We start from the raw sequence: 14,209 nt of genomic DNA, 5'->3' as shown, positions 1-14,209 counted from the left end.
CGCGGGTGAGGGAGCATGGTTAAGCGGCGCTAACCATCCGTGCCGGGCTGGCGCGGCGTGAGCGATCCGGACCGGCCGGAGCGCACGCTTGCCCTCTCCTATGTAACGCCGGACGTAAGGCCCGCCCTGGTGGCGCTGCTCGGGCTGGACGATACGCTCGGCCAGATCCTGCGGACGACGCGCGAGCCGATGGTGGGGCAGATGCGGCTGACCTGGTGGTATGACGCGCTGTCCGCGCTCGACGTTACACCGCCGCCGGCCCAGCCGATCCTGCAGGCGCTGGCCGCCGAGGTCGTGCCGCGCGGCGTCGCGGGCGCGGCGCTGGCGGAGATGGTGGATGGCTGGGAGGTCCTGCTGGAACCCGATCGACTGGATCATGCCTCGCTGGACGCCTATGCCCGTCAGCGCGGCACGCGCCTGTTCGATCTTGCGGGGAAGCTCTTGGGGGCACGGGCAAGCGATCCGCTAGACCAGGCCGGCGCGGGCTGGGCGCTGGCGGATCTCGCACGCCATTCGCGCGACGCGGCGACCGCAGCGTTGCCGGCAGCGCTGGCGCGCGCCGCGCTGGACGATGCGATGCGCGTGCGTTGGAGCCGACCTGCGAGACCGCTGGGCGCGCTCGCGCTCAGCGCCAGAATGGACGTCGCGACGCCGTCCGGGAATGCCGCTTCCAGCACGTCGCCGTCGCGGATCGCACGGCTTGCCTGGCATCGCCTGACCGGGCGATAGGCTTCCCCAGGGCGGCCAAACCGGATATTCCGTCACCCGGGGTCTTGGGGGGATATGGGATATGTGGCGGTATATCGTGGGGTGTCTGGCGACACTCGCCCTGGTGGCGGCGGGTGTCCTGCTCTTCAACCGTAACGCGCGATCCGTTGCGGCGTTACCAGCAGCACCGATGGCGACCACGCAGCAGGGTACGGTTGCCGACGGGCTGCCGGATCAGGCACCGGCGGCGAGCGAGCAGTCCCGCGAGGCGAAACGGTTCGAACGGTATGATAAGGATCGCAACGGCACGATCGGCCGGGAGGAATATCTCGCCCCTCGGCGCAAGGCCTTCGCCAAGCTGGACGCCAATCACGACGGGACCTTGTCGTTCGAGGAGTGGGCGGCGAAGACCGAAGCCAAATTCACCGAAGCGGACAAGGACAAATCCGGCGGCATGACCGCCGCCGAATTCGCTACCACCGCGCCAAAGCGCAAACCCCCGCGCATTCGCCGGGATTGCCCGCCGCCCGCGACGGCCTCGACAGGCGACGAAAGCTGACGCCCGATCCGGCCGGAAGGCGGACCTGGCGCACGCGGATCACGCCACGGCCAGCCATGCGCCAAGCGCGTCCCGGGCGCGATCGGTGTACATCTTCTTGCGGTCGGCCTTCTTGGTCCGGCCGGGGATCGGCGGGAACAGCCCGAAGTTGACGTTCATCGGCTGATACGTGTCGGCAACCGCTGCACCGGTGATGTGGTGCAACAGTGCGCCGAGCGCGGTCGTTACCGGGGGCGGGGTCATTGCCCGGCCGCCCAGCTCCGCGACCGCGAAGCGCCCTGCCATCAATCCGACGGCGGCGCTTTCGACATAGCCTTCGCAACCGGTGATTTGTCCCGCAAAGCGCACGTTGGGACGTGCCTTGAGCCGCAGGGTCGGATCGAGCAGTTCGGGCGAACGGATAAACGTGTTGCGATGCAACCCGCCGAGCCGTGCGAATTCGGCATTCTCCAGGCCGGGAATCGTGCGGAACAGACGGATCTGCTCGGAATGTTTGAGTTTGGTCTGGAAGCCGACGATGTTCCACAGCGTTCCGCTGGCATTGTCCTGGCGCAACTGGACGACGGCATAGGGCCAGCGCCCGGTGCGGGGGTCATCGAGCCCGACCGGCTTCATCGGTCCGTAGCGCAGCGTGTCCACGCCCCGCGACGCCGCGACCTCGATCGGCATGCAGCCTTCGAAATAGGGCGTGTTCTGCTCCCATTCCTTGAACTCGGTCTTTTCGCCTTCGATCAGGCCGGTATGGAAAGCGAGATATTGCTCCTTGTCGAGCGCGCAGTTGATGTAGTCCTTGCCTTCCCCCTTGTTCCAGCGCGACTGGAACCAGGCGGTCTCCATGTCGATGCTGTCGAAATGGACAATCGGCGCGATCGCATCGAAGAAGGCGAGCGCGTCCGCCCCGGTGGCGCCACCGATGCTGGAGGCGAGGCTTGCGGCAGTCAACGGACCGGTCGCGACGATCACCGGCGTGTCGGGCAGCGTGTCGATGCGCTCGCGGACGACCGTGATGTTGGGGTGCGCCTCCAGCGCAGCCGTGACGCCTGCGGAAAAACGATCGCGATCGACCGCGAGCGCCGAACCGGCGGGGACCTTGTGAATGTCCGCCTCGCGCAGGATCAAAGATCCGAGGGTTCGCATTTCCTGATGGATCAGCCCGACCGCGTTACTGTCGGCGTCATCCGAACGGAAGCTGTTCGAGCAGACGAGTTCGGCCAGACCATCGGTCTGGTGGGCCGGGGTCATCTCGCCCCCCTTGTCCGCCGGAGCCCCGCGCATTTCGGAAAGACGGACCTTGAACCCGGCCTCGGCCAATTGCCATGCGGCTTCCGATCCGGCGAGGCCGCCGCCGATGATGTGCATGTCATGTGTCATGCGCCGTCCTTTGGGCATCGTCGCGACCCGGTCAACTGCGCGACGGTCGGATTGCGTCAAAAGGTACGCGCCGACGCTGATATCGATCAAGCAGATAAGACTCCGCGACGGCGAGGCGATTAACAGACGGAAGCGTTCCTGCAGCAGGGCGCGTGGTCGCCCGATCCACAGGGAGATGAAGATGCGAACCGCTTTTCTTGTTGCAGCCCTTGCGCTGGGCACGGCGCCGTCGCTGGCACTCGCGGCCCCCGCGATGACGTCGACGACTTATCTCATGAAAGCCGGGGCGGGCGACCTGTTCGAGCGCCAGTCGAGCACGCTCGTCGAGACGTCGACCACCAACCCAAAGCTGAAAGGCTTTGCCCGGATGATGGTGACCGATCATACCAAGAGCACCGCAGAGGTGAAGGCCGCTGCAATGAAGGCGGGGCTGCATCCAGCCGCGCCAAAGCTCACGGCGAAGCAGAGCCAGGACCTCGCCGCGCTGCGCACTGCATCGGGCACGGCACGCGACTCGCTGTACATCCAGCAGCAGAAGGCGGCGCATCAGGAGGCGTTGGCCTTGCACCGTGACGAGTCGACGATGGGAACGGCTGCACCGCTGAAGGCGGTCGCTGGCAAGATCGTTCCGGTCGTGCAGCATCACGTGGACATGCTCGCGTCCATGTAAGCGCGACTGCCCCGAGGAGGGTGCGGTGGCGGACTTTTCCGCCGCCGCCCCTATATGTGATCGCATGAAGATTTTCACGATCGGCTATGAAGCCACGACGATGGCCGCGTTCCTGTCCACGTTGACCGCTGCAGGCGTGGAACAGGTCATCGATGTCCGGGCGCTGCCCCTGTCGCGGCGTCCTGGTTTTTCGAAGACATCACTGGCGGCATCGCTCGCCGCAGCGGGAATTGCGTATGTCCACCTGAAGGCGCTCGGCACGCCGAAGGCTGGGCGCGACGCTGCCAAGAAGGGGGACGTCGCGACTCTCGAGGCAGTCTATGCAGGCCAGCTCGAGTTGCCCGAGGCGCAGGCACAAGCCGCGCGGATGCTTGAGCTGGCCGCAGAACGCCCGAGCGCCTTGTTGTGTTACGAGCGCGACCCGCGGCATTGCCATCGCACCCTGCTGCTGGAAGCGGAGGCGGTCGGGGCCAAGGTGGTGGATTTGTACTGCTGATCCAGTCATCGTCATTTCGTATCGCATCGTCGGTGGGGTCTTGAGCGGGCGCGATGTCCGGGGTAGTCTTACCGCAAATAGACCAGATATCGCGTTGCGGTGCTGGCTAGACCATATCCTCCCAGACCCAGTATCCCTTCGAGGAAATCGATGCCGTACTCGCGCATGTCCGCTGCGTTAAAAATTGCCCGAGACCGAAAGTTGCTGCCGCGTCAGTTCGAATTGAGCTGGGATGACTGGGAAGACTTTACCGCGGCCACCCATGGTTTGCAGTCGGTGTCAGGCTATCCACAGACATGGAAATTCGCGGGCGTCCATGTGCGCCGGTCGATCGATAAATATGCAGTGTCGACTTTAAGCGCGGATGGCGACGATGCGCCGATCGAACTCAACCAGGCATCTCGAACGGTCTATCGCTACGTGCCGGGCCATCTGCAGTCCTGATCGGGAGCGTAACCGCATCCAGGCGGGAATCTATGCGCCGGTGGTCGCGCCGGGCCATGGAACACATCTTACATCACCGGAATCATCGGTCCGCGAGGCCCCCGCGGGGCCGAGACGATAGCCGGGACATGGCATCAGCCCGCGACGGGCAGCCTTACCGTGCCATCCGCATCGCGTTCGAGCGCGCCGTACGCAATCACCGTCTCGAGTAGCAGCGGACCACCGTAGAGGTGCGGAAACAGCTGTCCGCCGCGCGATTCCTCCCATTTCAGTCCCGCGCCGAACGACCCCAGATCGACCGCCGCGACATGTAGGTCGGTCTGCCCCGCGAAATGCTTGTCGACGGTCTCGGTCAGTTGCGCAGCGGTCGACAGGTGGATGTACCCGTCAGCCAAGTCGACCGTCGCCCCCGCGAACGACCCCTCCGTCTCGAGCGTCGCCATCTGCTCGGCGGTCAGCACTTTGTACGCAGTGAGAGGCAATTCGCTCATTCGCCATCCTCCGGGCCAGCCGCGCTGTCGTCGTTCGTGTTCGCGCCGTCGTCGGGCGCGAGCTCGACCTTGGTCAGGTCGCGGACGTCCGCCTCGGCATCGCCTTCGGCTTCCTCGATCCGTGCCGCCGAGACGACATGCTCGTTCTTGCCGACATCGAACAACCGCACGCCCGCCGAGTTCCGCCCGATCACGCGCATCGAGCCGAGCGTGGTGCGAATCACCTTCGCCTGATCGGTGACGAGCATCAGCTGGTGGCCCTTGGTTGCGGCAAAGCTTGCGACGACCGGACCGTTGCGCGGGATATTGTCGATGTTGGTGATGCCTTGGCCACCGCGACCGGTGCGGCGATAGTCATAGGCCGAGGACAGCTTGCCGTACCCGTTGGCGCAGACCGTCAGGATGAACTGCTCGCGCTCCATCAGTTCCTGATAGCGGCCGGTGTCCATCGTCGGCTCGCCATCGCGTTCGCCCTTCCACGGCGCGAAGCGGAGGTAATCCTCGCGCTCCTCGGGGGAAGCGCCGACGCGGTGGAGGATCGACAACGAGATGACCTTGTCGTCGCCCTTGAGCAGCATGCCGCGCACGCCGGTCGAGTTGCGGCTCTGGAACTCGCGGACTTCGTCAGCGGCGAAGCGGATCGCCTTGCCGGCGCGCGTCGCGAGCAGCACGTCGTCATGCTCGCTGAGGAGCGCAACGCCGATCAGCCGGTCGTCGGCGTCGATGCCTTCGAACTTCATCGCGATCTTGCCTGCGGTGGGCACGTTGGTGAACGCATCCATCGAGTTGCGCCGCACGCTGCCGCCCGCGGTCGCGAACATCACGTGGAGCTTGGCCCATTCGGCCTCGTCCTCCGGCAGCGCCAACACGGTCGAGATCGTCTCGCCCTCGGCGAGCGGGAGCAGGTTGATCATCGGACGGCCGCGCGTGGCGGCGCCACCTTCCGGCAGCTTCCAGACCTTCATCCGGTAGACCTTGCCGAGCGTCGAGAAGAACAGGACCGGGGTGTGGGTGCTCGTCACGAACAGGTTCGTGATCGCGTCCTCATCCTTGGTCGCCATGCCGGCGCGGCCCTTGCCGCCGCGTGCCTGCGCCCGGAAGGTGTCGAGCGTGGTGCGCTTGATATAGCCCTGCATCGTCACGGTGACGACCATGTCCTCGCGCTCGATCAGATCCTCGTCGTCGATGCCGTCGGCGGCAGCGGCGATTTCGGTGCGGCGCGGCGTCGCGAATTCGGCGCGGACCGCGACGAGTTCCTCGCGCATGACCGCGTACAGCTTCGCGCGGTTGCCGAGGATTTCGAGCAACTCGGAGATCGAATCGGCGAGGCCCTGCAACTCGTTGCCGATCTCGTCGCGGCCCAGCGCGGTGAGGCGGTGGAGGCGGAGGTCGAGGATCGCGCGGACCTGCGCTTCGGACAGGCGATAGGTGTCGCCGGTGACCTCGGCTTCGACCGCCTCGACCAGCTTGATGTAGGGCGCGATCTCGGCGACCGGCCAATCACGGTTGAGCAACGCTTCGCGCGCGGCGGCGGGGCTGGACGATCCGCGGATGATCTTGACGACTTCGTCGAGGTTGGTGACCGCGATGACGAGGCCGAGCAACAGATGCGCGCGCTCGCGTGCCTTGGCCAGTTCGAACTTCGAGCGCCGCGTGATCACTTCCTCGCGGAAGGTGATGAACGACGTCAGGATATCGCGCAGGTTGAGCAATTCGGGCCGACCGCCGCGGATCGCGAGCATGTTGGCGGGGAAGCTCGATTGCGCGGGGGTGTGCCGCCACAACTGGTTGAGCACGACGTCCGGGGTCGCATCGCGCTTAAGATCGATAACGATGCGAACGCCTTCGCGGTTCGATTCGTCGCGAATGTCGCTGACGCCTTCGATCCGCTTTTCCTTGGCGGCGTCGGCAATCTTCTCGACCAGGCCGTTCTTGCCGGTCTGGAACGGGATTGCGGTCAGGACGATCGAGCGACGGTCGCCGCGGCCTTCCTCGACCACGTAGCGCGAGCGAACGATCACCGAGCCGCGCCCGGTTTCATAGGCAGAGCGCGCGCCCGCGCGGCCGAGAATAATCGCGCCGGTCGGGAAATCTGGGCCGGGGACGATCTCGATCAGTTCGTCGGTGGTCACTTCGTCGCGCGCGCCAGTGGCGGCGTCGATCAGCGCGAGCGTCGCGTCGACGACTTCGCCGAGATTGTGCGGCGGGATGTTGGTCGCCATGCCGACCGCGATGCCGCCCGCGCCGTTGACGAGCAGGTTGGGGAAGCGCGCCGGGAGCACTGCGGGCTCGCGCTCCGACCCGTCATAGTTGGGGACGAAATCGACCGTGTCCTTGTCGATATCCTCGAGCAGCGAATTCGCGACCTTGGCGAGACGCGCCTCGGTGTAGCGCATTGCCGCGGGCGGATCGGGATCCATCGAGCCGAAGTTGCCCTGACCGTCCATCAACGGCACGCGCATCGACCAGTCCTGCGTCATGCGCGCAAGGGCGTCATAAATCGAGCTGTCACCGTGCGGGTGGTATTTACCCATCGCGTCACCGACGATGCGTGCGCACTTGCGATACGGCCGATTGTAGACGAACCCGCTTTCCGACGCGGACCAGAGAATGCGGCGGTGGACGGGCTTCAGGCCATCACGAACGTCGGGCAATGCGCGCGCGACGATCACGCTCATCGCATAGTCGAGGTAGCTCGACTTCATCTCGTCGACGATCGAGATCGGGGCAATATCGGAAGGGTCGGCGAGTACGGTCTCGTCGGTCAATTTGTGGCGCCTTCGGCTGTGTTACGGGGTCGTGACAACCCTAGCCGGTCGCGCGTGCGAACGCCACCCCCGCACGCCATCCGAAACGATCAGAAGGGAACTTCCTTACCCTCGAAATCGAACAGCTTGCCGGTGTCGGGGGCCTTCAATTCCTCGATCACGTCGAGCAACTGTAACGCCGCACGCTCCGTATCGAACAACCGGCCGGGCTGGACGTTGCCCTGGAACGGCTTCGACAATGCGGTGTCGACTGTGCCCGGGTGCAGCCCGACGACGATGGCGCGATCGTTGCGGCGCTTTTCTTCGATCGCGAGCGTGCGGATCAGCTGGTTGAGCGCGGCCTTGGCGGCGCGGTAGCCGTACCAGCCGCCGAGCTTGTTGTCCGAGATGCTCCCGACCCGCGCCGACAGCGCCGCGAACACGCAGCGCCCGGTCTTGGGCATCAGCGGGAGGAAATGCTTCGCGACGATCGCAGGGCCGATCGCGTTTATCGCGAACTGGCGGGCGAGCCAGTCGGGGTCGAGCTCGCGCAGCGCCTTTTCGGGGCCGCGTTCGCCGTCGTGAAGCAGACCGGTCGCGACGATCACTAGCGTGGGAGCCGGGCCCTTCGCCACCTGCACCGCTGCCGCAGCGATGGTCGATTCGTCGAGAAGGTCGATATGGCGGTCGTCATCGTAGGAGCGGGCGAAGCCATGGACCTTTTCGAACGCGCCTTCCTCGAGCAACGCGGCTTCTAGCGCGGCGCCGATTCCGCCAGAGGCTCCGATGATGACGGCAGTGGTCATGGCGTGCTCCTTAGCTGCGGGTGAAGCGCCAACGATCGTCGGTGCTTTCGTGGGGATCGAACCGATACCCGTCGCTATCGAATCCTTTCATGGATTCGATGTCGCCGATGCGGTGCTCACACATCCAGCGCGCCACCATTCCGCGCGCCTTTTTGGCGTGGAAACTGACGAAGCGCGGGCCGTCGGGACCGGGTTCGCGAAAGTCCACGTCGATCACGCGGACGCCGTCGAGCTTGCCGGCGACGGCGTGAAAATATTCCTGGCTCGCCAGATTGAGCACGACGCCCGATCCCTCATCGCGCACCGCATCGCGCACAGACGCTGCGATCCGGTCTCCCCACCAGTCATAGAGCGAAGCCCTGCGCGGTGCCCAGCGCGTGCCCATCTCCAGGCGATACGGCCGCATCGCGTCGAAGGGGCGCAGCAACCCATAAAGCCCGGACAGCATCCGAACATGATCCTGCGCGAAGTCGAGCGCCGGGGCATCGAGGGTGGCGGCTTCCAGGCCGGTGTAGACGTCGCCGGCAAAGGCGAACAGAGCCGGCCGCTCCGGCGATTCGGCGAAATGGGCAAACCGGTCCGCGTTGAGCTTGGCGAGCTTGGGCGAGATGCTCATCAGCTCGGACAGGCGTTTCTGCGACAGATGCGCCGCGGCCTTGGCCAATGTCGTCGCCTCGGTCTCGAACAACGGTCGGGTTGGATCGATCGGCGGCAGCGCGCTGTCGTAATCCAGGGTCTTCGCGGGGGAGAGCAGGGCGATCATCCCTGCGCGGGTAGCCGGGGACCGATCGATCGTCAAAGCCTGTCGCCATGCGGGCGGACGGGAACCTTGCGGAGTTCAAACGTTGTTCAGCCCGTGAGTGGCAACCGGCGTCGCTTGACGGTGTTACCGGTGGCGCTAGAGCGGCTCAGGCATTTCCCCCGCAAGGTCGCCCGTTCGAGGCATGAGGAGAGTTCGGCAATGAAGATGGTTTCGAAGATCGCACTGGCCGGGGCGCTTGTCGTCTCGATCAACAGTGCAGCCCTGGTGGCACCCGCGTTCGCCAAGAAGAAGGACGAGGCCCCCGCCGCGCCAACGATCTCCAAGGAAGTGCGCGACAATTTCGTCAGCGCCAAGGCAGCGCTCGACGCCTCGCCGAAGGATCTCGCGAAGGCAGAAGCCAGCATCACTGCGATGGATGCCGCCGCAAAGACGGACTATGAGAAGTATATCGCGAGCAGCCTGCGCCTCTCGCTCGTCAATGCGCAGAGCACCGGCCAGACCGATGCGCAGCGCGCGGCCGCGCTCGCGCCGATGCTCGACGCACTGATCGCCAACCCCGCGACCCCCAAGAACGAAGTCGCGATCCGCACCAACGAGCGGGCCGGGCTGTACTTCACACAGAAGCAGTATGCACAGGCCGCCGCCGGGTATCAGAAGGCGAAGGATCTCGGCTACACCGACTCCGACCTGCTGCTGAACATGGCGCGCTCCAAGGTCGAAGCCGGCGACGTCGATGGCGGCGTTGCCGCGCTCGACATGGCCGTCAAGGCAGAGGAAGCCGCTGGTCGGGTCCCGCCCGAGGCATGGTACAAATATGCGTTCACGCGTCTGTACAAGGCCGGCAAGAATGAGGCTGGCGACGCATGGACGGCGGGCTGGCTGTCGCATTACGGCACCAAGCAGAACTGGCGCGCGGCGATCTACACGTTCGGCTTCCAGGGCCCGAACGCCGCGAAGTACAGCAAGAACCGCGTCGACCTGTTCCGCCTGATGTGGGCGACCAAGAGCCAGGCCGGTCAGACCGAATATCTGCAATATGCGGACGCGGCGATCAAGGTCGGCCTTCCCAACGAAGCCAAGGTCGTTCTCGACGAGGGCGCCGCATCGAACGTCGTCCCGGCCACGAACGTGCTCGGCAAGGAGCTGATGGCGTCCGCCAAGACCGGCATCGCCGGCAGCACCCCGCCTGCAACCAAGGAAAAGAACGCCCAGGCAGCGGCCAAGGGTGACATCGCGGGTCAGGCCGGCGATGCGTATTTCGGATCGCGCAACTACACCAAGGCGGTTGAAATGTACCGCCTGGCGGAGACCAAGGGCGCGACGGATGCGGACCGCAACAGCCTGCATCTCGGCATGGCGCTGGCACTGGCCGGTGACCGCGAAGGCGCAAAGGCAGCGCTCACCAAGGTTGCAAGCGAGCCGAACAAGTCGATCGCTCGCCTCTGGATGACCTATGTTGCGGCACCGCCGGCGGCCTGAGGGGTCTCTGTCCAAGGAAAAAAAGGGCGGCCCGTTCGGGTCGCCCTTTTTCGTTGCAGGTCAGAGGCTGCGGATCGGGATCCCTGGAAGAGACTTGGCCGTGCGGATCGTAAGCGACGTCTTGACGCTGGCGACATTCGGGGCGGGCGTCAGCTGCGTCATGAGAATCTCTTGGAAACCCTTGAGATCGCTCGCTACGATCTTCAGGATGAAGTCGATCTCGCCGTTCAGCATGTGGCATTCCCGGACCTCGGGAATGGTCGCGACATGCTGCTCGAAGGCGGCGAGATCCTGCTCCGCCTGACTGCGCAGGCTGACCATCGCGAAGACGGTGATCGGATAGCCAAGTGTTGCCGGGTCGATTTCGGCATGATAGCCGAGAATGGCGCCCGCTTCCTCGAGCGCCCGGACGCGCCGCAGGCAAGGTGGCGCGGTCAGCCCCACGCGCTCGGCCAGATCGACGTTGGTCATTCGGCCGTCGTCCTGGAGCAATTCCAGAATGCGCCGGTCGATGGAATCAAAGGACATTACGTGTAGCTCCTGGGAAAAGCGCGTTTGGCGTCGCGCCATTGGGGCGCTGTATAATATAATTGCCGTCGAACGCAATTGTCCCACATTGCTACGCTGTAAATTCTTCGGTTTCACAGATCCATCGCGGCGAGTAGGAAATCCACGGCATCGGACAGTGCCGGATTCCCGAGGGTAACGATTTGCGTTTCGACGACAGCCTTGAAACCGTCCTGTCCGCGGACATGTCCTCTCCGTTCGGCGCGCAGCTGGCCTGGCGGCAACTGGTCGATCTTATCGGACGCGGCCGGGTCGCCGCGACCGACGACGTCATCGGGCGCTTGCGGACGATTCGGTCCAAGGTAGCGCCGCCGGTGCGATCGGCCTCCGCCCGCGCGATCGCCGCCGCTGCACCGCCGCTCGCGCTGGTCGTGCTGTTCGCCGAGGACGAGATTGCCGTCGCCGCGCCGGTCCTGCGGAGCGCGCAGCTCGCAGCGGGGGACTGGGCCGAACTTCTCCCGCTCCTGTCTCCAACCGCGCGTTCGATCCTGCGCCATCGTCGTGACCTGTCGCCGGATGTGATGGCGATGCTGGCAGGCTTTGGCAGTGTCGACTTCGTCCTCGCTTCGCCGGGTGGGGTGGAAGCGGTAGCGACCGCGGAGGATGTCTGGGCCTGGACCGCGCCCGGGGACGCGGATGCCGCCGGCCAAGGACCGGTTGAAACCGATCTCGGCCCGCTCACCGTGGCCATGGCTGCCGGACCTTCCGTCACGCCGACCGGGGACGCAGCGTCGCGCTCCACCGAGTCTACGGTGCAAGATGCACCGTCCGCCGCGGACGGCCCGTTCGAAATTGCAGAGATGGTCAAGCGGATCAATGCGTACAACCGCAACCGCGCGAAGGCACCGCCCGTCGGTTCCGGTCCCGCCACCGATATCCCAGGGGCCGCCGACGCGCCAGACTCCGCGATCGGCCGTTTCCACTTCGAAACCGATTCGGCGGGGTTGATCCGATGGGTGGAGGGAGTCTCGCGCAACGCGGTGATCGGCCTGTCGCTCGCAAGCCCTCTTGTTCCGGACGTTCGGTCGAATGCCGATGCCGTGCTCGACGGATCGGGGGTGGACGCTGCGGTGGCCCACGCCTTCCGGGAGCGGCGGGGCTTCACCGATCTGCGCCTGGTGATTGCAGGGCACTCCGATGCCGCGGGCGCGTGGCGGATCAGCGCGGTTCCCGCCTTCGACTATAACACGGGCCATTTTATCGGCTATCGCGGGAGCGCGCGTCGTCCTCGGACCGAACAGACCATCGAACCGCAGGCGACGACCCGCAGCGCGGCAGCGGACGCGCTGCGCCAGCTGGTGCACGAACTTCGGACGCCGACGAACGCGATCGCCGGCTTCGCGGAGATGATCGAGACCGAGATGCTGGGCCCAGTCCCCGACATCTATCGTGCGCAGGCGGCCACGATCCGGACGCAGACGGCCGGGTTGCTCGGCGCGATCGAGGATATCGATACCGCTGCCCGGATCGAAACCGACGCATTGCAGCTCCGCGCCGACATCGTCCCCGTTGCGCCGTTGCTGGACAGGGTCGCGACCGACCTGGCACCGCTGGCGGCGCTGCGCGGTACGACGCTCGAAGTTTCGGGGCCGGATCGAAAGATGTGCATCCGCGGCGACGAACGCGCGGTAGAGCGCTTGATCGGTCGGTTGCTCGCAACGCTCGTCGCGGTCGCGAAAACGGGCGAGCGGATCGGGATCACGGTCGCGCAGCCATCTCCCGACCGGCTTGCCATGGTGTTCGACCGCCCGCGTGCACTGGCGGATTATGTCGGGGAGGCCCTGTTGACTATCGCACCCGATGTTGCGGATGCCGAGGGCGGGGGGCCGCTGCTTGGTACGGGTTTCGCGCTCAGGCTGACGCGCAACCTGGCGATCGAACTGGGCGGGGGGCTGGTCATCGGCGGCGAAACCTTGACTTTGCATCTGCCGTTCGCGATTTCCGACGGGATGGAGCAGGGTTCCCTCAACTGATCGTGGCGCAGCAAGGCCATTCGCGCCCGTATCGTCCGTCGCCACCTGCGGCGCCGGACAGGATCCGCTGGACCGACGGGTTTGGAACGCGGTTCATCGTTTTTGTAGATACCGAGGAAGAGTTCGACTGGAACGCCCCGCTGCGGCGGGACGGTTACGGTGTTTCCGCCATTCGCGCGCTTCCCGTGGCGCATCGCCGCTTCGCCGATCGTGGCGTACCGCTGACGATGCTCGTGGATTATCCGATCGCAACCGATCCGCTTGCGATCGCGTGCGTCAGCGCCGTGCTCGAAGATCGGCGCTGTGCGATCGGCACGCATCTCCACCCCTGGGTCAATCCGCCATTCGACGAAGTGGTGACCGCGCGCAACAGCTACGCCGGCAATCTCGTCGAGCGCTTGGAGGCAGCCAAGATCGATCGCCTCACCACCGCGATCGAAACCGCGTTCGGCGTGCGGCCGCGCGCCTATCGGGCCGGGCGTTACGGGATTGGCCCGCAGACGCTGCGGTTGCTGGCCGAGCGGGGGTATCGGATCGATACGTCGATGCGGTCGCGCTATTCCTATGCGGCAGACGGCGGCCCCGATTTCGGCAAGATCGGAAACGGCGCCTTTCGGGCGGGGACCGATGGCGCGATGGTCGAACTGCCGCTGACGACCGTGCATACCGGTTTGCTGCGTCGTGGCGGCGAGAGCCTGTATCGGGCGCTACGCCATGTCCCGCGCGGACGCGGCGTGTTCTCGCGTCTGGGTCTGCTTTCCAGGGTGGCGCTGACCCCGGAGGACATGCCGGTCGCGGATGCGCTGGAAGCGATAGCGGTGGTGCTGGGAGAAGGACTGCAGCTGCTGAGCTTTTCCTTCCATTCCCCGTCCCTTGTGCCCGGTCATACGCCTTACGTGCGAGACGCGGCGGATCTCCGGCGGTTTCATCACTGGTGGGATACGATCCTGGCCGATCTGCAGCGGCGCGGGGTGATGGCAACATCGCTCGACGAGGTGATTGCGGCAGCGGGCTTGCCAGCGGCGCCCCTGCGACGCTAACGGATGGCCCGGGGGGGCCTGTAGCTCAACTGGTTAGAGCTGGCCGCTCATAACGGCTAGGTTGCGGGTTCAAGTCCTGCCGGGCCCACCACCCC

General features: G+C 65.6%; 14 protein-coding genes and 1 tRNA gene. 9 read left to right on the top strand and 6 right to left on the bottom strand.

The genetic code is table 11. From position 1 onward, the window contains the following. Positions 1-57: 57 nt before the first annotated feature. A complete protein-coding gene (locus L8K25_RS00905) occupies positions 58-729 on the top strand; it encodes a squalene/phytoene synthase family protein (RefSeq protein WP_242137049.1) in 672 nt (223 codons plus the stop codon). Positions 730-790: 61 nt separating this feature from the next. Then, positions 791-1,267 (top strand): EF-hand domain-containing protein, encoded by a 477-nt coding sequence (locus L8K25_RS00900; protein WP_242137048.1) that lies wholly within the window; start codon positions 791-793, stop codon positions 1,265-1,267. A gap of 39 nt (positions 1,268-1,306) precedes the next feature. On the opposite strand, the gene trmFO is transcribed toward L8K25_RS00900, so the two are convergent. After that, positions 1,307-2,638, bottom strand: coding sequence for a methylenetetrahydrofolate--tRNA-(uracil(54)-C(5))-methyltransferase (FADH(2)-oxidizing) TrmFO (gene trmFO, locus L8K25_RS00895; RefSeq protein WP_242137047.1), 1,332 nt, complete (start codon positions 2,636-2,638; stop codon positions 1,307-1,309). Between the two features lie 181 nt (positions 2,639-2,819). Between trmFO and L8K25_RS00890 the strand changes: the two genes are divergently transcribed. From L8K25_RS00890 to L8K25_RS00880, 3 genes are all read left to right on the top strand, one after another. Further along, a complete protein-coding gene (locus L8K25_RS00890) occupies positions 2,820-3,308 on the top strand; it encodes a DUF4142 domain-containing protein (protein WP_242137046.1) in 489 nt (162 codons plus the stop codon). Positions 3,309-3,372: 64 nt separating this feature from the next. Beyond that, on the top strand, positions 3,373-3,804 hold the full coding sequence (locus L8K25_RS00885; protein WP_242137045.1) for a DUF488 domain-containing protein: 432 nt from the start codon (positions 3,373-3,375) through the stop codon (positions 3,802-3,804). Between the two features lie 150 nt (positions 3,805-3,954). Then, positions 3,955-4,248, top strand: a complete 294-nt coding sequence (locus tag L8K25_RS00880; RefSeq protein ID WP_242137044.1) for a hypothetical protein — start codon at positions 3,955-3,957, stop codon at positions 4,246-4,248. Between the two features lie 134 nt (positions 4,249-4,382). Here the strand turns inward: L8K25_RS00880 and L8K25_RS00875 are convergent, their stop codons facing one another. From L8K25_RS00875 to yaaA, 4 genes are all read right to left on the bottom strand, one after another. Next, entirely contained in the window at positions 4,383-4,739 is a 357-nt protein-coding gene (locus tag L8K25_RS00875) for a DUF952 domain-containing protein (RefSeq protein ID WP_242137043.1), read from the bottom strand. Continuing rightward, the gene (gyrA, locus tag L8K25_RS00870; RefSeq protein ID WP_242137042.1) at positions 4,736-7,507 is read right to left on the bottom strand and encodes a DNA gyrase subunit A; all 2,772 of its coding nucleotides are present in this window, start codon (positions 7,505-7,507) and stop codon (positions 4,736-4,738) included. Before gyrA ends, L8K25_RS00875 begins: the two co-directional genes overlap by 4 nt. 89 nt (positions 7,508-7,596) lie before the next feature. Next, the gene (locus L8K25_RS00865; protein WP_242137041.1) at positions 7,597-8,292 is read right to left on the bottom strand and encodes an SDR family NAD(P)-dependent oxidoreductase; all 696 of its coding nucleotides are present in this window, start codon (positions 8,290-8,292) and stop codon (positions 7,597-7,599) included. Positions 8,293-8,302: 10 nt separating this feature from the next. Continuing rightward, positions 8,303-9,055, bottom strand: coding sequence for a peroxide stress protein YaaA (gene yaaA, locus L8K25_RS00860; RefSeq protein ID WP_242137864.1), 753 nt, complete (start codon positions 9,053-9,055; stop codon positions 8,303-8,305). A 198-nt stretch (positions 9,056-9,253) separates the two neighbouring features. On the opposite strand from yaaA, the gene L8K25_RS00855 reads away from it, so the two are divergent. Then, positions 9,254-10,534, top strand: coding sequence for a hypothetical protein (locus L8K25_RS00855; protein WP_242137040.1), 1,281 nt, complete (start codon positions 9,254-9,256; stop codon positions 10,532-10,534). Positions 10,535-10,594: 60 nt separating this feature from the next. Here L8K25_RS00855 and L8K25_RS00850 read toward each other — a convergent pair whose 3' ends face one another. Continuing rightward, positions 10,595-11,062, bottom strand: coding sequence for an Lrp/AsnC family transcriptional regulator (locus L8K25_RS00850; protein ID WP_242137039.1), 468 nt, complete (start codon positions 11,060-11,062; stop codon positions 10,595-10,597). 182 nt (positions 11,063-11,244) lie between these two features. Here L8K25_RS00850 and L8K25_RS00845 point away from each other — a divergent pair, with 182 nt between their 5' ends. From L8K25_RS00845 to L8K25_RS00835, 3 genes are all read left to right on the top strand, one after another. Further along, complete coding sequence (locus L8K25_RS00845; protein WP_242137038.1) at positions 11,245-13,074, top strand: HAMP domain-containing sensor histidine kinase; 1,830 nt, start codon at positions 11,245-11,247, stop codon at positions 13,072-13,074. A 2-nt stretch (positions 13,075-13,076) separates the two neighbouring features. After that, on the top strand, positions 13,077-14,114 hold the full coding sequence (locus tag L8K25_RS00840) for a polysaccharide deacetylase family protein (protein ID WP_242137037.1): 1,038 nt from the start codon (positions 13,077-13,079) through the stop codon (positions 14,112-14,114). A gap of 14 nt (positions 14,115-14,128) precedes the next feature. Further along, positions 14,129-14,205: transfer RNA gene (locus tag L8K25_RS00835), tRNA-Ile, on the top strand. Positions 14,206-14,209: the final 4 nt, after the last annotated feature.

It is taken from the genome of Sphingomonas sp. TREG-RG-20F-R18-01 (assembly GCF_022662475.1).
GTDB lineage: Bacteria > Pseudomonadota > Alphaproteobacteria > Sphingomonadales > Sphingomonadaceae > Sphingomonas.
The sequence above is the reverse complement of the archived record's forward strand: the minus strand, read 5'-3'. Positions and strand labels throughout refer to the sequence as shown.